We start from the raw sequence: 19484 nt of genomic DNA on the forward strand, positions 1-19484 counted from the left end.
AGGAGTCACCCGTGCAGCAGACGCTCGCCCGCCCCGGCAGAGCCGCCCGGCGGGCGCCGGCGGCCAAGCCGGCAAGCACCGTCGCGCGCGGCCGGACGCACCCCATGTGGTTCCTCCTGCCGGCGTTCGCGATCCTGTTCGTCTTCTTCTTCCTGCCGACCGTGTTCAACTTCGTCTACGCCTTCACCGACTGGTCCAGCTTCAAGAGCGAGATCCGTCCCGCGGGCTTCGACAACTTCGCCAACCTGCTGTCGGACGGCACGCTCTTCAGCGCGCTGCGCATCACGGTGATCTACGCCGCGCTGGTGGCGCTGTTCCAGAACCTGTTCGGCTTCGGCCTGGCCGTGCTGCTGGAGAAGGACACCTGGCTCAACCGCGCCGCCCGCCTGGCCTTCCTCGTCCCGGTGCTGATGTCGGCGCTGGCCGTCGGCTACGTCTTCCAGGCCCTGCTCAAGCCGGACGGCAGCCTCAACGACCTGCTCTCGGCGCTGTCCGGGCAGCAGGTGGACGTCGCCTGGCTGGGCAGCACGACGTGGACGCTGGTGCTGGCCGCGGTCATCCACGCCTGGAAGTGGATGGGCCTGTCGATGCTCATCTACCTGGCGGGGCTCAAGACGGTCCCCGAGGACGTGACCGAGGCCGCCCGCATCGACGGCGCCACGCCGTGGCAGGCGTTCTGGGCGATCCGGTTCCCGCTGCTGGCCCCGGCCGTCACCTTCAACGTGGCCACGGCGCTGCTCGGCTCGATGAACGGTTTCGACATCGTGCAGGCGCTGACCGGCGGCGGCCCCGCCCGCAGCACCGAGATCCTGAACATCTTCATCTACCGCACCTTCGGCCAGGGCCTGTTCGCCCAGGCCACGGCCATGAGCCTGGTGTTGTTCCTCATGGTCGCGCTGCTGGCCTTCCCCGTCATCCGCGTGCTGCGCAGAAGGGAGGAGATCCTGTGACGGTCCCCGCCTTCGGTTCCACCGCCCGCCGCCGTGCCCCGTCTCCGGTGGCGCGGGGTCTGGCCGCCCGGCTGCGCCCGTTCGCGGTGGTCGCGCTGGTCGTCCCCGTCATGGGGGTGCCGTTGTGGCTGGTCGTCGTCACGGCCGCCAAGTCGCAGGGCGAGGCCCTGTCGCCGAACCTGTCGCCGCCCGCCGAGTGGCGGTTGTGGGAGAACCTGGCGCAGGTGTGGCAGCAGGGCGAGGTGCCCATGGCGTTCCTGGGCAGCCTGCTGGTGGTCGCGCCGTCGGTGGTGCTGGTGCTCACGTTCGGCTCGATGGCGTCGTGGATCCTGGCCCGCCGCGCGTCGCGGCTGAACGCGGTGCTGTACGCGCTGGCCATCAGCGGGATCGTGCTGCCGCCCGCCGTGGTCACCATCGTGCTCCTGCTGCGGCAGCTCGGCCTGGCGGGCAGCCCCGCCGGCATGATCGGGGTCTACGTCGGCATCTACCTGTCCACGGTGATCTTCTTCGTGACGGGCTTCGTGCGTACGGTGCCGCTGTCGCTGGAGGAGGCGGCCCGCATGGACGGCGCCGGGCCCGTGCGGGTGTTCTTCTCGGTGATCCTGCCGCTGCTGCGGCCGGTGCTGGCCACCGCGACCATCCTCATCTGCCTGTACGTCTGGAACGACGTCTTCTACGCGTTCTTCGTGGTCGGGGGGCGGCTGGACACGTTGCCGCTGAACCTGTTCCAGGTGGCCAACGCCGGGCTGTACCTCAACAACTGGCACCTGATCTTCGCCTACATCATCCTGATGAGCCTGCCGCTGCTGGTCGTCTTCGCCGTCGCGCAGCGCAGGATCATCTCCGGCATCACCGGCGGCGCCGTGAAGTAGGCGCCGCCGGCGAGCCGCTCAGGCGAGGGTGACCAGGTCGGCGTAGCCGTCGTGCCACAGGTCCTCGGCCCCGTCGGGCAGCAGCAGCACCCGCTCGGGCCGCAGCGCCTCCACGGCCTCCTGGTCGTGCGTGACCATGACCATCGCCCCCTGGTACGCCTCCACGGCCGCCAGCACCTCCGCCTTGGAGGCGGGGTCGAGGTTGTTGGTCGGCTCGTCGAGCAGCAGCACGTTGGCCCGGGAGCTGACCAGCCCGGCCAGCGCCAGCCTGGTCTTCTCCCCGCCCGACAGCACGCCGACCGGTTTGTCCACGTCGTCCCCGCCGAACAGGAACGACCCGAGCACCGCCCTGGCCTCGCCGTCGGTGAGCTGCGGGGCGGCTGAGGCCAGGTGGCCGCCGACGGTGGTGGCCGGGTCGAGGGTGTCGTGCTCCTGGGCGAAGTAGCCGAGCCGCAGCCCGTGCCCGGCCACGACGCGCCCCGAGTCGGGCCGCTCGTGCCCGGCCAGCAACCGCAGCAGCGTGGTCTTGCCCGCGCCGTTGAGCCCGAGCACCACGAGCCTGCTGCCCCGGTCGATGGCCAGGTCCACGCCGGTCAGCACGGGCAGGCCGCCGTACGACTTGGTCAGGCTGATCGCGCCGAGCGGCGTGCGCCCGCTGGGCGCCGGCTCGGGCAGCCGGATGCGCGCCACCTTGCCCGCGCGGCGGACCGGGCGGGTCTCGGCGAGCATGCGGTCGGCCCGCCGGGCCATGTCCCGGGCGCGGACGGCGGTGGCGGACCTGTAGCGCATGCGGTCGGCCTGGGCGTGCAGCGCGGCGGCCTTGCGCTCCGCGGCGGCGCGCAGCCGGGCCCTGCGCCGGTCGTCGGACTCGCGGTCGGCCAGGTAGGTGCGCCAGCCGGTGTTGTGCACCTCCAGCGTGCCGTCCGCCACGTGCCAGACGCGGTTGACCACGTCCGCGAGCAGCTCGGTGTCATGGCTGATCACGACGAGGCCGCCGGAGTACCCGAGCAGGAACGAGCGCAGCCAGGCGACGGAGTCGCCGTCCAGGTGGTTGGTCGGCTCGTCGAGCAGCATGACGCCCGGCTCGGCGAACAGCACCCTGGCCAGCTCGACGCGCCGCCGCTGCCCGCCGGACAGGGTGCCGAGCGGCTGGTCGAGCGCCCGGTCGGGCAGGCCGAGCCCGGCGGCGACGCGGGCGGCCTCCGCCTCGGCCGCGTACCCGCCGCGGGCCTGGAACTCGGCCTCGGCCCTGGCGTAGCGGTTCATCGACCGCTCGTCGCCCGACTCGGCGAGCGCCGTCTCCGCGGCCCGCAGGTCGCGCAGCGCCCGGTCCAGGCCGCGGGCGGACAGGACGCGGTCGAGGACGGAGAGGCCGGGGTCGGCGGCGGACGGGTCCTGCGGCAGGTAGCCGACGGGGCCGCTGCGCACGATGTCGCCGGCGGCGGGCTGGAGCCCGCCGGCGAGGGCCTTCATGAGGGTGGTCTTGCCGGCGCCGTTACGGCCGACCAGGCCGACGCGGTCGCCGGGGGCGACGTGGGCGGTGACGCCGGACATCAGGAGACGGGCGCCGGCACGCAGCTCGACACCACGAAAGGTAAGCATGGAAATACGCTCCGGAACAGCTCAAGGACACAAGGGTGGCGTGGAAGCTGGTGTCCTGGCTAAGAAGTCCGGGGCGTAGACATGGGGCCCAGTGTAGGAGGGCGTCGCGCCGGCCTGCCACCGATTAATCAGGCCGGCGCGGGATGCCGTGCTGGGCGGCTAGTTCCAGATCCCGGGAACGCCGGCGGGCACCTCGTCCTTGACCTCCGCGCGGTCGATCACGTCGCCCCGCAGCGGCAGGTTCACGCTGACCTCGCGGCCCCAGTCGGTGAAGCGGGTGTCCGACTCGACCTGGACCGTGGTCTTGGACACGGGCAGGGTCGCCTTGACCGCGACCCGCCGCACCAGGCCCTTCTCACCGAAGTACAGCGCGTAGGAGATCTTGCCGCTCTTGAACCGCGTGCCGTACCGCGAGGCGAACGGGGCGGAGGCGGCGGCGAGCTTGGCGGGCTTGATGGCGCCCTTGAGTATCCCGTCCTTCCAGGAGGTACGGGCGGCCACGAGGGCCTTGAGCGTGGCCGGGTCGAGGACCTCGACGAGCAGGTTGCTCGGCGGCTGCTTGACGCCGCCGTAGCGCACGTGGCTCGCGTCCGCGATCATCAGCGCCTGCTCGACCACCGGGCCGGAGACGTAGCTCACGCTGCCCGAGGAGATCAGCCGGACGGGGCCCGCCTGCAGGCCCTCGGTCTCCTTGGGGCTGGTCCTTCTCATCTCGCGCAGCAGCTTGTCGCTGTACTGGACGGTCTGGCCCAGGTCGGAGGCCACCGGGCCGCGCGAGCCGAGCCCGACCGTGCCGTCCACGGTGGAGGTGACGACCCGGTCGCCCGGGTAGGTGATCTTGGCGGTCGCCCGCAGGTTGACGGCTCTGCCGGGCGCTAACTCGGCCTGGAGCGCCTTGACCGGGTCGGAGGCGGAGGCGGCCTGCGCCGGCACGGCGGTGAGCTGCGCCATGCCCGCGACCACGGCGACACCGACGATGGTTCGCTTCATTGGTTTCCTTGGGAACGGTCCGGAAAGACGCGAACAATCTGGTGCATCTAAGATCGTCCGTCAAGCCGGACCGGCCATCAGGCCGCACGACCGGCCCGCCCCGCAGGTCCGCCGCGACATCCCGCCGGGCCTGAGCCGCACGCTGGGCGGCGTGGCGACGAACGCCGGCCTGGTGCCCCGCGTCGGCGACGGCGTCGCGGACGCCGTCGCCGACGGTGATGCAGGACCGCGACCGCGCGTAGCCGCCCGGCCGGGGCACCTCAGCGGATCAGGCCGGGAAGTCCTTCGGGTTGACCGAGGTCGTCCTGGCGTTGCCGCCCCTGACCGGGTTGAGGGTCAGCGACCAGCCGGGGATCCGGGTGGCGGTGGTCCGGTACGTCAGCTTCTCGTTGAAGCGCTGGTAGACGGCGTTCCGCGTGAACCTGCCCTTCGACTTGCTGAAGCGGGTGCCGGTGGTGAAGTAGATCCGGTACGTGCCGTCCCTGACGTCGTTGATGGTGGCCGTGGACTTGGCGCGCACGTAGATGCTGATCGCCTTGGTCTTGCCCCTGACCAGGGCGACGACGCCGTCCTGCGAGAGGCCGTTCTTGATCTTCAGCCTCCCCTGGCCGCCGCTGATGCGGTCGTAGAGGATCGTGCCGTTGCGCGGGCGGGCCAGCGCGGCCGAGTCGGCCGTGAGCGTCACCGTCGTGGCGACGCTGCCACCGGTCACGGTGGTGGCGCCGGCCGGGGACGAGGTCAGCAGCCCGCCCGCCAGCGCGACCGCGGCCACGACACCGGCGCGCATGGCGGTTCCTTCGAGAAGCCTCTTCACAGAACATCTCCTTCGTGACGCATGGTCACGGTAAAGATAGATTAAAGAGGCTCTGATCCGATACCGGATTGGTGATGCGCCGGGCCAGGGGCGGGCGACCGGCGGGTACCGCGCGGCGCCGGCCCGCCTGGCGGAGCTCCTGCCGGCGCGTCAGGCCGAGGACGACTCTCCCGCCGCCTGCAGCACGGGCGCGCTCAGCCTGACGCACAGTTCCCAGACCGCCTCCTGGTTGCCGGGGTCGAGCGCCGAGGCGGGCAGCGGCTTCCTGCGGCACTTGTCGTCGACGTACGCGCCGCTCACGCCTTCCAGCTCGGCGCTCGTGGCCGCGTACACGCTGGATCGGGCGGACCTGGCGAGATCGGACAGGAACAGCGGCGCGACGACCTTCAGCACCAGCGGCGCGATCGGCCGGTAGACGATCGGGAACGCCCTGATCGGTGTGGACCGGTTCATCGGCGTGTAGCCGTGCCCCGGGTAGACCACGTTCGCCGTCACGCCGGAGCCGCGCAGCCGCTCGGCCAGGCGGTGGGTCATCGCCATCGTCATGGTCTTGGTGTGGTTGTAGTGGCTGAACGTCCACCCGATGTAGCGGCGTTCGCCCTGGAGGTCGCCGCGGTCGATGGGGCCGCCGGGGATGCCGCCGGTGAGGTTGACCACGCGGGCGGCGGGGGCGCGTCGCAGCTGCGGCAGGAGGAGGTGGGTGAGCGTGAACGGGGCCAGCACGTGCGCGGCGAACATCTTCTCCACGCCGTCGGCGGTCAGCTCGCGGGCCGGCAGGTTCACGCCGACGTTGTTGACCAGCACGTCGAGGCGGTCGTGGCGCTCGCCGACCGCCGCGGCCAGGCGGCGCAGGCCGTCGAGCCGCGTGACGTCGGCGGAGACGGCGTGGACCCGGTCGTGCCCGGCGCTGCTCCTGATGTCCCGCGCGGCCCGCAGGCCCCGCGCCGGGTCGAGCCCGACGAGGATCACCGAGGCTCCGCGCCCGGCCAGGCCGCGGGCGGTCTCCATGCCGATCCCGCCCGTGCTGCCGGTGATGAGCGCCACTCTGCCATTCATGTCATTAGATGCCATGAACGACACTATATGCCTAGCGATACACTCGGACGCATGGCTGGGTTGAGAGAGCGGGCGCGGCGGGCCGTACAGGCCGAGCTCGCCGCGGTGGCGCTGGAGCTGTTCACGGAGCGGGGCTTCGACGAGGTCACGGTCGACGACATCGCCCGCGCCGCCGGGGTGTCCAAGCGCAGCTTCTTCCGTTACTTCCCGGCGAAGGAGGACGCCGTGTTCGGCGGCGTCCAGGTGATGGGCGACGACATCGCCGAGCAGCTCGCCGCCCGGCCGGCGGACGAGCGCCCCTGGGACTCGCTGCACGCGGTGCTGCGGGAGTGGGTCGCGCGCATCGACGCCGAGAGCCGGGCCACGCTGCGGCTGATCGAGCGGACGCCCTCGCTGCGGGCCCGCTTCCAGCACAAGCGCGAGGAGGTACGCTCGCGCATCGCCGAGTCCCTGGCGGCCCGCACCGGCCTGGACCCCTTCACCGTCGATCTCCTGACCGCCGCTGCGGGCGCCGCCGTCGACTGCGCCTCCCGCGAGTGGCTCCGGACGGGCTCGGACGGCGACCACATGCGACTCGTCGACACGGCCTTCACCCGCCTCCGCCCGTCCTGCGCCGGCACCTGACCACCTCATCCCGCCAACGGACGCGCCGGCCGGGCGGGTGGACAGGCAGGCGTCAGGGCGGGCAGGTGAGCGGGTGCCGCTCGGGTTGGGCAGGGACGAATTGGCTTTTGTCCCTTATGGCCTAGACTGCGGCAGATGTTCCCGGCCCCCGCCCGGCTGGCCTGGCTGGACGCCCTGCGGGGACCGGCAGCGCTGGCCGTCACCATGCACCACGCCGGCTGGACGTTCGTCCCGGGCGTCTGGGCCGAGGTCGATCGCCGCATCGATCTCGGCTCGTGGGGCGTGTTCGTGTTCTTCCTGGTCAGCGGCTACATCATCCCCGCCTCCCTGGAACGGCGCGGCGACCTGCGCGCCTTCTGGACCGGCCGCGCCTTCCGCCTCCTCCCGCTGCTCCTGGCCGCCTGCTGCCTGGCGCTGCTCCTCGCCGCGGCAGGCCCGCTGCCCTTACCGCCGGGGCTCGGCGAGCGCCCGTGGCCGGTGGTCGCGCTCGGGAACGTGACGATGCTCCAGGAGCTGCTCAACCTCCCCGCGCTGATCAACGTGACCTGGACGCTCTCGTACGAGATGGCGTTCTACCTGATGAGCGTGGCCCTGTTCGCGGTGCGGCAGGCACACAGGTCGGCGGGGATCGCGCTCAGCCTGGCGCCGGCGGCCGTGCCGCTGGGCCTGCTGCTGCCCAAGGCGACGATCGGCGGCCGGGCCGACCTGGTCGCCGCGCTGCTCGGGCTGGCGGTGGTCGCGGCGATCGCGGTGAGCGTGCTGGCGTCCGAGAGGGCGCGCACGGTGGCGGCGATCGCGGGCGGGCTGCTCGGCCTGGCGCTGGTGGTGCTGGGCAGCCGGGGCGGCACCTGGCAGGGGATGATCATCCTGGCCACGATGTTCGCCGGGACGGCGGTGTACCGGGCCGAGCAGGGGACGATCTCGTGGCGGGCCGCGGGGGTCACGCTGGCGGTCGTGCTGGGCTGTGGGATCCCGGCCAAGGACGATCCCGCCTGGGCGCCGGCGATCGTGCTGGCGTTCGCGGCGTTCGGGCTGGCGTACGCGCTGCGCGGCCGGTCGTTCCCGCGCTGGCTGCCGTGGCTCGGGCTGATCAGCTTCTCCGTCTACCTGCTGCACCCGATCCTGCTGCACGTGCTGCCGGATCTGCCGCTGTTCTTCCTCGCCCTGATCCCGCTCAGCGCCCTGACCTACCGCCTGATCGAGCTGCCGGGCCAGCGGCTGGGCAAGCGCCTGATCGGAAGGGCAGGCTAGGGGCGGGGCGCGCCCCTGCCGCACAGGTATCCGACGATCATCTCCCCGACCATCCGCCGCTGCCGGTCCCGGTGCTCGGCCGCGGTCATGTCGCGCCCGAACAACGCCCCGAACGTGTGCTGGTTCGCCACCCGGAAGAAGCAGAACGCGCTGATCATCATGTGCACGTCGATGGCGTCGGCCTCGGTGACGAAGTCGCCCGACTCCTGCCCCGCGTCGAGGATGCGGGAGATCAGGTCGAGCACCGGCGTGCCGAGATTGCCCAGGACCTCGGACTTGCGGATGTGCTCGGCCTGGTGGATGTTCTCGATCGCGACGAGCTGGATGAACTCGCGGTGCGCGTCGTGGTGGTCGAAGGTCAGCTCGGCCAGCGTGCGGATGGCCTCGACCGGCGCGAGGTGCTCGACGTCGACCGTCCGCTCGACCTCGCGCACCTCGGCGTACGCCTTCTCCAGCACGGCGATGTAGAGCCGCTCCTTGCTGCCGAAGTAGTAGTAGATCATGCGCTTGGTCGTGCGCATGCGGGCCGCGATCTCGTCCACGCGCGCCCCCGCGTAGCCGTAGCGGGCGAACTCGCGCTGGGCGACCTCGAGGATCTCCGCTCTGGTACGGTCGGCGTCCCGCTGGCGTTCGGTGGTGGCGGGGGGCGAGGTCATTGGCTCATCATAGGCTGGCCCGCCAGCTGTACGGCGACGGCGCTCAGAAGGGATGGTGCGCCTGCTGGGTGGCGAGCGTGATCCAGCGGATGTCGGTGAACGCCTCCATCGCCCGCCGGGCCGCCCCGCGCACAGCGCCCCGGACGCGCTACAGGTCCGCGTCGCGGGCGATGGTCACGAGTGGTTCTCCTCGGTGAGGACGCGCTGGGCCACGGCGAACGCGGCGTTGGCCGCGGGGACCCCGCAGTAGACGGCGCTCTGCAGCAGGACCTCGCCGATCTCGTCCGGGGTGAGCCCGTTGCGGAGCGCGGCGCGTACGTGCATGGCCAGCTCGTCGAGGTGCCCGCGGGCGACGAGCGCGGTGAGCGTGATGCAGCTGCGGGTGCGGCGGTCGAGGCCGGGACGGGTCCAGATCTCGCCCCAGGCGTAGCGCGTGATGAGGTCCTGGAAGTCCCTGGTGAAGGGCGTGGTACGGGCCACGGCGCGGTCCACGTGGGCGTCACCGAGCACCTCGCGCCGCACCTGCATGCCGGGCAGGGCCGGCAGGTGGGCCAGCAGGGCCTGGGTGACGCGCTCCGGCTGGTCGGCGGGGGCCAGGTGCGCGGCGCCGGGCAGCTCGACGAGCGTGGCGCCCGGGATGCCGTCGGCCAGCTGCCTGGCGTGGGCCGGAGGTGTCGCCGGGTCCTCACGTCCGGCCACGACGAGGGTGGGGACGGTGATGTTCGCGAGGCCGGCGCGCAGGTCGTAGGCCGCCAGGGCGTCGCAGCAGGCGGCGTACCCGGCCGGGTCGGTGGCGGCCAGGTCGTCCAGCAGCGCCTGGTCGGGGGTCTGCGCGAACCAGCGGCGGGCGGTGGCCTCCAGCAGTGGCGCGGTGCCCTGCTCGCGGACCAGCTTCGCCCTCTCGTGCCACGGCTCCGGGTCGCCGAACCTGGCGCTGGAGCAGATCATGGCCAGGGAGCGCAGCCGTCCGGGGTGGCGGGCCGCCAGGGTGGCACCGATGGCGCCGCCGATCGAGACGCCCGCGTAGTGGAAGGTGTCCAGGCCCTCGGCGTTCGCCACGTCCAGGACCAGGGCGGCCAGGTCGTCCAGGGTTTTCGCCCGGAGCGTGGGCGAGTGGCCGTGGCCGGGCAGGTCGAACCTGAGCACCCTGAACGTGCGGGCCAGGGCGGGGATCTGGGGGTCCCACAGGCGGGTGGAGGTGCCGAGTGAGGGGGCGAGGATGAGCGGCTGCCCCTGCTCGGGGCCGTCCAGCCGGTAGTGCAGCAGCATCAGTGCGGTGCCTTGTCTTGGTGATGGCCGAGGGCGCGGTCCGCGTCCTCGCGGTGATCGAGGGGACGGTCCGCGTCCTGGCGGTGATCGAGGGCGCGGTCCACGAGGGCCGGGGCGGGGCCGGGAGCGCCGGGGACGGACAGGTTGGCGCGCATGCGGTCCGGGTGCACGCGCAGGTCCGTGATCAGCTCGGCGGCGTCGCGGGCGGCGCCCGCCACCAGGCGCAGGGCCTCGCGCAACGGCTGCCATTCGGCGTGCCAGGCGCCGGACGGGCGCTCGTCCTCCGCGGCGAGCGAGCCGTACAGGATGGCTGCGAGCGGCGGCACCTGGCGGGCGGCGGCGGCGATCATCGTGGCCCGGACCGGGTTGTGCTTGTGCGGCATCGACGACGACCCGCCGCCGACGCCCTCGGACAGCTCCCCGATCTCGGTACGCGACAGCACCAGCACGTCGGCCGCCACCTTGCCCAGCGCCCCGGCGGTGAACGCCAGCGCCCCGGCCAGGTCGGCGACGGGCGTGCGCAGGACGTGCCAGGGCAGCACCGGCTCGGCCAGCCCCAGCTCGGCGGCGAACCGCCCGGGCAGGCGCAGCGCCACCGCAACCGCCTCCTCGACCGCTCCACCGCCGGCAGTGGCCTCCCCCGGCGCGTCGCCGGCAGGGGCTGCCTCCTCTGCGCCGCGAGCCGGGGCCGGTTGGAAGGCGGCCAAGGTTCCGGCCGCGCCGCCGAGCTGGGCCGGGAGCGCTTCGCGGGCGGCGGCGAGGCGGGTGCGGGCGGCGGCGGCCAGCTCGCGCCAGCCCGCCGCCTTGAGCCCGAACGTCGTAGGCACGGCCTGCTGCGTGAGCGTCCTGGCGGCCATCGGGGTGTCACGGTGCGTCGCCGCCAGCGCGGTGAGCCCGCCGATCACCCGGCCGAGGTCGGCGAGGACCGGGCCCAGCGTGCGCCGGGCGACGAGCATGAGGGCGGTGTCGACGATGTCCTGGCTGGTCGCGCCCCGGTGGACGTGCTCGCCATGGGGTCCGGCCGCCTCGCGCAGGTCCCGTACCAGCGGGATGACCGGGTTCCCGCCGGAGCGGGCCCGCGCCACGAGGTCCGGCAGGCTGAACGCGTCCGCGCGGGCGGCGGCCGACACCGCCTCCGCCGCCTCGGCCGGTACCAGGCCGAGGGCCGCCTGGGCGCGGGTCAGGGCGGCCTCGGCGTCCAGCATGGCCTGCAGCACGGCGACGTCACCGGTGGCCTCGGCGGCGCCCCGCATCGGGGACAACAACCCCAGATCGGCCTGCGGGGACGGCGGCCCACCGGCGGGCGCCACACCCGCAGCCGGTGCCCCGCCGGCGTTCGCCGTGCCGCTCGTGGCAGCCGTGCTGTCGGACTGCGGCTCGGGATCAGCCGAAGTCAAGGAAGACCGTCTCCTTCTCGCCCTGCAGATGGATGTCGAACCGGTGAACCCCGTCGCGCTCCTCGGCCGCCACCAGCGTCTGCCGCCGCTCCGGCGGGAGCGAGTCGAGGAAGGCGTCCTGCCCGAGGTAGATGCGCGTGTACAGGTGGTGCAGCAGGCCGCGGGCGAAGACGCACACGCTGATGTACCCGTTCCCCGGCACGACCGTGCGCAACGCCCAGTGCCCGTCCAGGTCGGTGGCCACGCGCCCGAAGCCGGTGAAGCGCACGCCGTCGCGCCCGAGGATGGCGCCGTTCGTGGGGTCGCGGCGCATCGTGCCGGGCGCCCCGGCCAGGGAGCCGTGCTCGTCGGCCTGCCAGAACTCCAGCAGCGCGTCCGGCACGGGGTCACCGGCGCCGTCGTAGACGTACCCGTGGACGGCGATCCCGCCGGACGCCAGGTCGCCGCCCCCGGGGAACGGCAACGCGTACCCGTAGAACGGGCCGACGGTCTGCGAAGGGGTGGGGTTCAACGGCCTTCCTCCATCCAGGTCGCGGTGGGCCCGTCGAGCACGATGTCCCACCGGTAGCCGAGCGAGAACTCCGGCTCGGACAGGTCGTGCACGTAGTCGGCGACCAGCCGCTGCCTGGCGCGCTCGTCGGTGACCGACTGCATGATCGGGTCGTACGGGAACAGCGGGTCGCCCGGGAAGTACATCTGGGTGACCAGCCGTTGCGTGAAGGCCGTGCCGAAGAGCGAGAAGTGGATGTGCGCCGGGCGCCAGGCGTTGAGGTGGTTGCGCCACGGGTACGGGCCGGGCTTGATCGTGGTGAAGAGGTAGTTGCCGTCGTCGTCGGTCAGGCAGCGGCCCACGCCGGAGAAGTTGGGGTCGAGCGGCGCGGGGTGGTCGTCACGCTGGTGCAGGTAGCGTCCGGAGGAGTTGGCCTGCCAGACCTCGACCAGCTGCCCGCGCACGGGGCGGCCCTGGCGGTCGAGCACGCGCCCGCGCACCGTGATCCGCTCGCCCAGCGGCTCCCCCAGGTGCTGCTTGGTGAGGTCGTTGTCGAACGGCGTCACGTCGCTGGCGCCGAACACCGGCCCCGCCAGCTCCGCCGCCTCCGGATCCTTGATCGCGACCAGCGGCTGCTTGGGGTGGCGGAGCAGGGTGCTGCGGTAGGGGGCGTAGTCGCGGGCGGGATGATCGCCCTGCTCGCCGGCGCGGGCCGCGATCTCCTGATCGATGTCGGCCTGCTTGAGAGGTTCGGACATCACGCTACCTTTCGAGTACGACGGCCAGCCCTTGGCCGACGCCGATGCAGAGACAGGCGAGACCGGTGCCGGAGCCGGCGGCGGCCAGCCGGTGGGCCACCGCGCCGGTGACGCGGGCGCCCGAGGCTCCGAGCGGGTGGCCGATGGCGATCGCGCCGCCGTCGGGGTTGACGATCGCGGGGTCGAGGCCGGGCAGCTCGGCCAGGCAGCCCAGCACCTGGGCGGCGAACGCCTCGTTCAGCTCGGCGGTGTCGAGGTCCTCGAACCGCTTGCCCGCCCTGGCCAGCGCCTTGCCCGCCGCCTCGACCGGGCCGAGCCCGAAGTAGCGGGGCTCCAGCGCGCTGACGCCGCTCGCCACGATCCTGGCCAGGGGCTCGCGCCCGCGCAGGCCCGCCTCGTCGGTCAGCAGCAGGGCCGCGGCTCCGTCGTTCAGCGGGGAGGAGTTGCCGGCGGTGACGGTGCCGCCGTCCTTGCGGAAGGCGGGCTTGAGCTTGGCCAGCGCCTCCAGGGAGGTGTCGTGGCGGATGCCCTCGTCCCGGCTCACGCCGGCGATCGGCACGATCTCGCGCTCGAACGACGCCTTCGCCGCCTTCTGGTGGCTGGCCAGCGCGAACGCGTCCTGCTCCGCGCGCGCGATCCGGTGCTTGTCGGCGATCAGCTCCGCCCCCTCGCCGAGCGCGACGGTGTGCTCGGCGGGCATGTCCGGGTTGACCAGCCGCCAGCCGAGCGTGGTGGAGACCAGCTCCTGCCCGCCCGCCGGGAACGCCTTCTCCGGCTTGGGCAGCACCCAGGGGGCGCGGGTCATCGACTCGACGCCGCCCGCGATCACGGTGGAGGCGTCGCCGACGGCGATCGCGCGGTAGGCGTGGATGACGGCCTCCATGCCGGAGCCGCACAGGCGGTTGACCGTGACGCCCGGCGTGGTGACGGGCAGGCCGGCGAGGAGTGCGGCCATGCGGGCGACGTTGCGGTTCTCCTCGCCCGCGCCGTTGGCGTTGCCGAGCACGACCTCGTCGGCGGCCTCCAGGCCGTTGCGCTCGGCCAGCGCCCTGACGACGTGCGCGGCCAGGTCGTCGGGGCGGATCCTGGACAGGGCTCCGCCGTAGCGGCCGAACGGGGTGCGTACGGCATCGACGATGTAGACGTCCTTCATGCCGCGATCACCTCCGCGCCGGTGCGCTCGCGCACCACGTCCAGGGTCACTTCCGGTGCGCGCTCCACCAGCGCGAACCCCTGCTCGGTGACGTCGAAGACGCCGAGGTCGGTGATGATCCGGTGCACGCACTCCTTGCCGGTCAGCGGCAGCGAGCACACCTCGACGAGCTTCGGGGAGCCGTCCTTGGCGTTGTGATCCATGATCACGATGACCTTGCGGGCGCCGTGCACCAGGTCCATGGCGCCGCCCATGCCCTTGACCAGCTTGCCGGGCACCATCCAGTTGGCCAGGTCGCCGCGGGCCGAGACCTGCATCGCGCCGAGCACCGCCACGTCGATGTGACCGCCGCGGATCATGCCGAACGACAGCGAGGAGTCGAAGAACGACGCGCCCGGCAGGACGGTGACCGTCTCCTTGCCGGCGTTGATCAGGTCGGGGTCGACGTCCTCGGCCTTCGGGTACGGGCCGACGCCGAGGACGCCGTTCTCCGAGTGCAGGACCACGTCCACGCCCTGCGGCAGGAAGGAGGGGATGCGGGTGGGCAGGCCGATGCCCAGGTTGACGTAGTCGCCGTCGCGCAGCTCGGCCGCCGCCCGCGCGACCATCTCGTCACGGGTCCAGCTCATTCGGTGATCGTCCTCTTCTCTATCCCCTTGTCGGCGGCCTGCTCGGGGGTCAGGACGAGCACGCGCTGGACGAAGACGCCGGGCAGGTGGACCTCGTCGGGGTCCAGCTCGGCCAGCTCCTCGACCTCCGCGACCGTGACGCGCCCGGCCATGGCGGCCAGCGGGTTGAAGTTCCTGGAGGCCTTGTTGAAGACCAGGTTGCCGTGGCGGTCGCCCTTGGCCGCGCGGACCAGCGCGAAGTCCGTACGGATGCCGCGTTCGAGCACGTACGGGCGGCCGTCGAACTCCCGCACCTCCTTCGGCGGCGAGGCGACCGCGATCGAGCCGTCGGGGTGGTGGCGCAGCGGCAGGCCGCCGTCGGCGATGGGCGTGCCGACACCGGCGGGGGTGTAGAAGGCGGGGATGCCGCTGCCGCCCGCGCGCAGCCGCTCGGCCAGGCTGCCCTGCGGCGTCAGCTCGACCTCCAGCTCGCCGGCCAGGTACTGGCGGGCGAACTCCTTGTTGTCGCCGATGTAGGAGGCGGTGACGTGGGCGATGCGCCCGGCGGCCAGCAGGATGCCCAGGCCGCCGCCGTCGACGCCGCAGTTGTTGGACACGACGCCGAGGCCGCTCGCGCCGGTGTCGTAGAGGGCCTTGATCAGCACGTTGGGGATGCCGCTGAGGCCGAAGCCGCCGACGGCGAACGACGCGCCGTCGCGCACGCCGGCCAGCGCCTCTTCGGGCGTGGCGACCACCTTGTCCTTGCGCACGACGCTCCGTTCGTACGTGTTCGCTCTGCGAACTTTAGTTCACTATTATGTGTTTTCAGTATGTGGATCGGGGGCGGGGCTGTCAAAGGTCCCCCTTGAAGGCCATGGGCGCCCGCCCGTCGCCTCACCGCCTGGAGGAGGAGCCGATGGAAGCGGCCGGAACCCTGGAGCGCGGGCTCGCCGTGCTGCGCGCGCTGGCCACCGACCCCCGGTGGCCCGTCCGGGCGACGGACCTGGTGCGCGCGACCGGCCTGGCCAGGTCCACCGTGGACCGGGTGCTCGGGACGCTCGCGCACCTCGGCTACGTACGGGCCGAGGGCCGCGACGTGCTGCCGGCGCCGCGCCTGATGGAGCTGGGCGAGGCGTACCTGGCGGGCGGCGGGCTGCGCGACACGCTCGCGCCGCTGGCGGGGCGGCTGGCGGACGAGCTGGACGAGTCCGTGTCCTTGGCCGTGCGCGATGGGGACGGGGTGCGGTTCATCGTGCAGTGCACCCGGCGGCGCACCATGTCGGTCACCTTCCGGGTCGGCGACCTGCTGCCCGTGGACCGGTGCGCGGCCGGACTGGCCCTGCTCGACCCGTCGGCACCGTGGGCGGAGGACGATCAGCTCATCGAGCCTGGATTGATCGCGGTGGCGATGCCCGTGCGGGACGGGGAGGGGCGGGCCGTCTGCGCGGTCAGCGTGGTCAGCCACACCAGCAGGCATACCGTGGCCGAGCTGCGTGATCACTGCGCGGGCGCGTTGCGCAAGACGGTGGGCGAGATGGAAGCGACGCTGGCCACCGGCGAACCGTCCACCACGGAGGAAGCGAACGCCACTGGCGATGCGAGCGCCGCTGGAGAGGCGGGCGCGGCCGGAGAGGCGAGCGCTTACAAAGAGGCGAGCGCCGTTGGCGGGGCGGGGCCGGCGGTGGCGGGCGTCGCCGGGGTCGATCGGTCGCGCGGCGCCAAGCAGGAGCTGGGGATGGGGTTCCTGCAGTCGCTGGCGCGCGGGCTGGCCGTCCTGGTCGCGCTCGGCACGGCGCGGGGCGGCCTGACCCTCGCCGACTGCGCCAAGGTCACGGGCCTGCCCAGGGCGACGGTGCGGCGGGCCGTACAGACGCTGGAGCGGCTCGGCTACGCGAGCACGGACGGGGCCCGGTTCGTGCTGCTGCCCCGGGTGCTGGAGCTCGGGTACGCCCGCCTGTCCGGGCTGACGTTCGGGGAGGTCGTCCAGCCGCACCTGGCCGACCTGGTGGCACGCGTACGGGAGTCGGCGTCCGTGGCGGTGCTGTCGGGCGACGACGTGGTGTACGTGGCCAGGGTGCAGACGGTCAGCCTGATGAGCATCAACATCACCGTGGGCACCAGGTTCCCCGCGTACGCGACCTCCATGGGCCGGGTGCTGCTGGCCGAGCTGCCCGACGAACGGCTGGCCACGATCGTGCCGAGGCGCCTGTCGCCCAGGACCGTCACCTCGGCGGCCGAGCTGCGGGCCCTGGTGCGCCAGGCCGCCGCGGACGGGTACGCCCTGGTCGACCAGGAGCTGGAGGAGGGCGTGCGGTCCATAGCGGTGCCGGTCCGCGACCGGTCGGGGCGTACGGTGGCGGCGGTGAACGTGGCCACGCACGCCGGCCGCGCCTCCAACGCCACGCTCCTGCGCGATGTCCTGCCCGCGCTCAGGGAGACGGCGGCGCGCATGGAAGCCGATCTCGCTCACGTTCACGCCGCGATCGACGGGTGATCCATGGTTAGAATCCGAGCATGAAAGCCGCAGTGCGCGCCAGATATGGCCCGCCGGAAGTGGTGAGCGTTTCAGACGTCGAAAAACCGGTCGTCAAGGACGGTGACGTGCTCGTCCGGATACGGGCGACGACCGTCAACCGCACGGACTGCGCGATGCGGGCCGCCAAGCCTTTTCTCTGGCGATTCTTCACGGGTCTCGTCAGGCCGCGCGTCCCCGTTCTCGGCACGGAATTCGCGGGGGACGTCGAGCAGGTGGGCGGCGGCGTCACCGCGTTCGAACCAGGCGACAAAGTGTTCGGTTACAACGACGCCCAGTACGGGGCGCACGCGGAATACATGGTGATCCCGCAGGGTGGCATGCTGGCGCCGCTCCCCCAGGGCCTGTCGTACGAGGAGGCCGCTCCCGGCATGGAAGGCGCGCACTACGCGCTGTCGCTGATCAGCTCGGCGAAGGTCGGCGCCGGGCAGGACGTGCTCGTGTACGGCGCCACCGGGGCCATCGGCTCGGCGGCGGTGCAACTGCTGAGGAACATCGGCGCGAAGGTCACCGCGGTCTGCGGCACGAAACATCTCGACCTGGTCAGCCGGTTGGGGGCGGACAAGGTCGTCGACTACACGGCCACGGATTTCACCGCCGACGACCAGAGATATGACGTCGTCATCGACGCGGTGGGCAAGAGCACGTTCGGACGGTGCAAGCGGCTGTTGAAGCCGCGCGGCATTTTCATCGCCTCCGACGTGGGGCCGTTATGGCAGAACCTGGCCCTGACGATCGTCACTCCCCTGTTCGGCGGCAGGCGGGTCAGGTTCCCGTACCCCAAGAATGACGCCGGAATAGCGCGGCATCTCAAGGAGTTGATCGAGTCCGGCGAATTCCGGCCCGTCGTCGACCGGCATTACTCGCTGGACGAGATCGTCGACGCCTATCGTTACGTCGAGACGGGCCAGAAGACGGGGAACGTGGTGATCACGGTCACGACGCCAGGGACGTGACGGCGGTGGCCAGGTAGAGGCAGCCGCCGATCGCCACGGCGACGCCCGCCAGCGCCGGCGTCCACGCCGCCACCGTCCTCAGCAGGCGCACGCGGGGCGTACGGCTGCTCAGCATCGCCGCCCCTCGCACGGTCACGATCCCGACGGCGGTCAGCGTGACGGCCATCCCGACGCCGAACGCCAGCACCAGCACCACCGCGTCGAGCGACCGTCCCGTGAGCAGGCCGCTGACCAGCACGATGAACGCCGACGGCGAGGGGACCAGGCCGCCGGACAGCGCGAGCGCGGTGAGCCCGCGCGCCGACCACGGGTCGTCCAACTCCCCATGCCCGTGGCCATGACCGTGCCCGTGCCCATGACCGTGCCCGTGCCCGTGCGCTGTGCCGTGGCGGAGATGGCGGTACGTCAGGTGGGCGCCGACGCCGATCACGACCACTCCCGCCACCACCTGCAGCCATGCGGTGACGGCCTCGGTGCCGACGGCGGCCGCGCTGCTCAGCCCGACCCAGGCCAGCGCGAGTGCGAGCACCGAGACCGTGTGCATCAGCGCCACGACCACGCCCAGCCGCAGCGCGTCGCGGTATCGCCCATGCGTGCCGATCAGATACGCGGCCGTCACGCTCTTGCCGTGGCCGGGTGCGACGGCGTGCAGCGCGCCCACGCCGAGCGCGACGACGAGGGCCAGCCAGAACGCGCCCGCCCCGTCGAACAGCCCGATCAGGTAGTTCTCCGGTCCGGTGATGCCGTTCATGCGCGCACGTCCGAGCGCCGCCGCCTGCGGACGAGGAGGGCGACCAGCACGCCGAGCACGGCCACCAGCGCGACGGCGGGCACCACGAGCGGCACCCCGCCGGTCGCCGACGGGTCGAAGCGCAGCCTGCGGGTGTCGGCCTCCGCCGTGAGCAGCGCCTTGGCGGGCTCGGCCGGCGTCTCGGCGGTGAGCATCGTGCGGTACGCCTCGTGCAGGTCGGTCAGCGCGCCGACCCGGACGTCCACGTCCACGACCCGTTCCGGGCACTCGAAGCTGAACCGGGCGCCCTCGGCGAGCAGCCGTTCCAGCGGGGCGAGCTCGGCCGCGCAGGGCCGGCCTGCCTGGGTGACGCCGACGTGGGCCAGCAGGTAGTCGCGGACGGCGGCGGAGCGGGCCAGCTTCTGCTCCCCCGTCAGTGAGGTGCCGGCGCCCGCGGCCGGGTCCTCGAACGCACCGACGGAGCGGCCGAGCGCCACCCAATCGTCCTCGGCGGGCAACCAGGCGAGGCTCACCCGGTTGCCGTCGGCGCCGACGCGGGCCGTGGACGGCGGCCCGAACGGGTGCGCCGCGGCCGCGTGCGCGGGCACCAGGACCGCGGCGGCGGTGATGAGCAGCACGCACAGGCGGCGTGCGATGAGCGGAAGCGTCAAGGAAAAGCTCCTGTGGGAACGGGAAAGGCCTGGGTGGGGCCGCATGACCGGGCATGGCCCGACGACACGGCTGCACATGACCGGGCATGGCCCGACCACACGGC

20 protein-coding genes are annotated in these 19484 nt (G+C 72.7%); 6 read left to right on the forward strand and 14 right to left on the reverse strand.

The window, feature by feature from the left end:
• Positions 1-11: 11 nt before the first annotated feature.
• Both ACBJ32_RS30800 and ACBJ32_RS30805 read left to right on the forward strand, forming a co-directional pair.
• Complete coding sequence (locus ACBJ32_RS30800) at positions 12-950, forward strand: carbohydrate ABC transporter permease (RefSeq protein WP_375129676.1); 939 nt, start codon at positions 12-14, stop codon at positions 948-950.
• Positions 947-1822, forward strand: a complete 876-nt coding sequence (locus tag ACBJ32_RS30805) for a carbohydrate ABC transporter permease (protein WP_375129677.1) — start codon at positions 947-949, stop codon at positions 1820-1822. The genes ACBJ32_RS30800 and ACBJ32_RS30805 overlap by 4 nt, the downstream gene beginning before the upstream one ends.
• 18 nt (positions 1823-1840) lie before the next feature.
• On the opposite strand, the gene ACBJ32_RS30810 is transcribed toward ACBJ32_RS30805, so the two are convergent.
• The 4 genes from ACBJ32_RS30810 to ACBJ32_RS30825 form a co-directional block, all read right to left on the reverse strand.
• A complete protein-coding gene (locus ACBJ32_RS30810) occupies positions 1841-3424 on the reverse strand; it encodes an ABC-F family ATP-binding cassette domain-containing protein (RefSeq protein WP_375129678.1) in 1584 nt (527 codons plus the stop codon).
• Between the two features lie 159 nt (positions 3425-3583).
• On the reverse strand, positions 3584-4414 hold the full coding sequence (locus ACBJ32_RS30815; RefSeq protein WP_375129679.1) for a hypothetical protein: 831 nt from the start codon (positions 4412-4414) through the stop codon (positions 3584-3586).
• A gap of 268 nt (positions 4415-4682) precedes the next feature.
• The gene (locus tag ACBJ32_RS30820) at positions 4683-5228 is read right to left on the reverse strand and encodes a hypothetical protein (protein WP_375129680.1); all 546 of its coding nucleotides are present in this window, start codon (positions 5226-5228) and stop codon (positions 4683-4685) included.
• 150 nt (positions 5229-5378) lie between these two features.
• Positions 5379-6284: an SDR family NAD(P)-dependent oxidoreductase gene (locus ACBJ32_RS30825; protein ID WP_375129681.1), complete on the reverse strand. Its 906-nt coding sequence runs from the start codon at positions 6282-6284 to the stop codon at positions 5379-5381.
• 51 nt (positions 6285-6335) lie between these two features.
• Between ACBJ32_RS30825 and ACBJ32_RS30830 the strand changes: the two genes are divergently transcribed.
• Positions 6336-6908, forward strand: coding sequence for a TetR family transcriptional regulator (locus ACBJ32_RS30830; protein ID WP_375129682.1), 573 nt, complete (start codon positions 6336-6338; stop codon positions 6906-6908).
• A 135-nt stretch (positions 6909-7043) separates the two neighbouring features.
• Positions 7044-8159: an acyltransferase family protein gene (locus tag ACBJ32_RS30835; protein ID WP_375129683.1), complete on the forward strand. Its 1116-nt coding sequence runs from the start codon at positions 7044-7046 to the stop codon at positions 8157-8159.
• Here the strand turns inward: ACBJ32_RS30835 and ACBJ32_RS30840 are convergent.
• From ACBJ32_RS30840 to ACBJ32_RS30875, 8 genes are all read right to left on the reverse strand, one after another.
• Complete coding sequence (locus ACBJ32_RS30840) at positions 8156-8815, reverse strand: TetR family transcriptional regulator (RefSeq protein WP_375129684.1); 660 nt, start codon at positions 8813-8815, stop codon at positions 8156-8158. The two genes, ACBJ32_RS30835 and ACBJ32_RS30840, sit on opposite strands and share 4 nt — an antisense overlap.
• 174 nt (positions 8816-8989) lie before the next feature.
• Positions 8990-10084 carry a 4-carboxymuconolactone decarboxylase gene (gene pcaC / locus ACBJ32_RS30845; protein ID WP_375129685.1) on the reverse strand — a complete coding sequence of 365 codons (1095 nt, stop codon included), beginning with the start codon at positions 10082-10084 and terminating at the stop codon, positions 8990-8992.
• Positions 10084-11481 (reverse strand): 3-carboxy-cis,cis-muconate cycloisomerase, encoded by a 1398-nt coding sequence (pcaB, locus tag ACBJ32_RS30850; protein ID WP_375129686.1) that lies wholly within the window; start codon positions 11479-11481, stop codon positions 10084-10086. Before pcaB ends, pcaC begins: the two co-directional genes overlap by 1 nt.
• Complete coding sequence (pcaG, locus tag ACBJ32_RS30855) at positions 11468-11992, reverse strand: protocatechuate 3,4-dioxygenase subunit alpha (protein ID WP_375129687.1); 525 nt, start codon at positions 11990-11992, stop codon at positions 11468-11470. Before pcaG ends, pcaB begins: the two co-directional genes overlap by 14 nt.
• Positions 11989-12729 (reverse strand): protocatechuate 3,4-dioxygenase subunit beta, encoded by a 741-nt coding sequence (gene pcaH / locus ACBJ32_RS30860; RefSeq protein ID WP_375129688.1) that lies wholly within the window; start codon positions 12727-12729, stop codon positions 11989-11991. Before pcaH ends, pcaG begins: the two co-directional genes overlap by 4 nt.
• A 4-nt stretch (positions 12730-12733) precedes the next feature.
• On the reverse strand, positions 12734-13882 hold the full coding sequence (locus ACBJ32_RS30865; protein WP_375129689.1) for a thiolase family protein: 1149 nt from the start codon (positions 13880-13882) through the stop codon (positions 12734-12736).
• On the reverse strand, positions 13879-14511 hold the full coding sequence (locus tag ACBJ32_RS30870) for a CoA transferase subunit B (RefSeq protein WP_375129690.1): 633 nt from the start codon (positions 14509-14511) through the stop codon (positions 13879-13881). The genes ACBJ32_RS30865 and ACBJ32_RS30870 overlap by 4 nt, the downstream gene beginning before the upstream one ends.
• Positions 14508-15260, reverse strand: a complete 753-nt coding sequence (locus tag ACBJ32_RS30875; RefSeq protein WP_375129691.1) for a CoA transferase subunit A — start codon at positions 15258-15260, stop codon at positions 14508-14510. Before ACBJ32_RS30875 ends, ACBJ32_RS30870 begins: the two co-directional genes overlap by 4 nt.
• A 146-nt stretch (positions 15261-15406) precedes the next feature.
• Here ACBJ32_RS30875 and ACBJ32_RS30880 point away from each other — a divergent pair, with 146 nt between their 5' ends.
• Positions 15407-16984, forward strand: a complete 1578-nt coding sequence (locus tag ACBJ32_RS30880) for an IclR family transcriptional regulator C-terminal domain-containing protein (RefSeq protein ID WP_375129692.1) — start codon at positions 15407-15409, stop codon at positions 16982-16984.
• Positions 16985-17004: 20 nt separating this feature from the next.
• Complete coding sequence (locus ACBJ32_RS30885) at positions 17005-17979, forward strand: NAD(P)-dependent alcohol dehydrogenase (RefSeq protein WP_375129693.1); 975 nt, start codon at positions 17005-17007, stop codon at positions 17977-17979.
• Here the strand turns inward: ACBJ32_RS30885 and ACBJ32_RS30890 are convergent.
• Both ACBJ32_RS30890 and ACBJ32_RS30895 read right to left on the reverse strand, forming a co-directional pair.
• Positions 17960-18730 carry a nickel/cobalt transporter gene (locus ACBJ32_RS30890; RefSeq protein ID WP_375129694.1) on the reverse strand — a complete coding sequence of 257 codons (771 nt, stop codon included), beginning with the start codon at positions 18728-18730 and terminating at the stop codon, positions 17960-17962. The genes ACBJ32_RS30885 and ACBJ32_RS30890 overlap by 20 nt on opposite strands.
• Positions 18727-19380 (reverse strand): hypothetical protein, encoded by a 654-nt coding sequence (locus tag ACBJ32_RS30895; RefSeq protein WP_375129695.1) that lies wholly within the window; start codon positions 19378-19380, stop codon positions 18727-18729. Before ACBJ32_RS30895 ends, ACBJ32_RS30890 begins: the two co-directional genes overlap by 4 nt.
• Positions 19381-19484: the final 104 nt, after the last annotated feature.

Source organism: Nonomuraea sp. GTA35 (assembly GCF_041950525.1).
In the GTDB taxonomy this organism is placed as follows: Bacteria; Actinomycetota; Actinomycetes; order Streptosporangiales; family Streptosporangiaceae; genus Nonomuraea.

What these genes read in the sequence shown, in the direction of transcription:
- ACBJ32_RS30830 (WP_375129682.1), top strand. Translation starts at nt 6,336, where the DNA reads ATGGCTGGGTTGAGAGAGCGGGCGCGGCGGGCCGTACAGGCCGAGCTC.
- pcaC (WP_375129685.1), bottom strand. Translation starts at nt 10,084, where the DNA reads ATGCTGCTGCACTACCGGCTGGACGGCCCCGAGCAGGGGCAGCCGCTC.
- ACBJ32_RS30870 (WP_375129690.1), bottom strand. Translation starts at nt 14,511, where the DNA reads ATGAGCTGGACCCGTGACGAGATGGTCGCGCGGGCGGCGGCCGAGCTG.
- ACBJ32_RS30815 (WP_375129679.1), bottom strand. Translation starts at nt 4,414, where the DNA reads ATGAAGCGAACCATCGTCGGTGTCGCCGTGGTCGCGGGCATGGCGCAG.
- ACBJ32_RS30825 (WP_375129681.1), bottom strand. Translation starts at nt 6,284, where the DNA reads ATGAATGGCAGAGTGGCGCTCATCACCGGCAGCACGGGCGGGATCGGC.
- pcaH (WP_375129688.1), bottom strand. Translation starts at nt 12,729, where the DNA reads ATGTCCGAACCTCTCAAGCAGGCCGACATCGATCAGGAGATCGCGGCC.
- ACBJ32_RS30835 (WP_375129683.1), top strand. Translation starts at nt 7,044, where the DNA reads ATGTTCCCGGCCCCCGCCCGGCTGGCCTGGCTGGACGCCCTGCGGGGA.
- ACBJ32_RS30865 (WP_375129689.1), bottom strand. Translation starts at nt 13,882, where the DNA reads ATGAAGGACGTCTACATCGTCGATGCCGTACGCACCCCGTTCGGCCGC.
- ACBJ32_RS30810 (WP_375129678.1), bottom strand. Translation starts at nt 3,424, where the DNA reads ATGCTTACCTTTCGTGGTGTCGAGCTGCGTGCCGGCGCCCGTCTCCTG.
- ACBJ32_RS30840 (WP_375129684.1), bottom strand. Translation starts at nt 8,815, where the DNA reads ATGACCTCGCCCCCCGCCACCACCGAACGCCAGCGGGACGCCGACCGT.
- ACBJ32_RS30880 (WP_375129692.1), top strand. Translation starts at nt 15,407, where the DNA reads ATGGAAGCGGCCGGAACCCTGGAGCGCGGGCTCGCCGTGCTGCGCGCG.
- ACBJ32_RS30885 (WP_375129693.1), top strand. Translation starts at nt 17,005, where the DNA reads ATGAAAGCCGCAGTGCGCGCCAGATATGGCCCGCCGGAAGTGGTGAGC.
- ACBJ32_RS30890 (WP_375129694.1), bottom strand. Translation starts at nt 18,730, where the DNA reads ATGAACGGCATCACCGGACCGGAGAACTACCTGATCGGGCTGTTCGAC.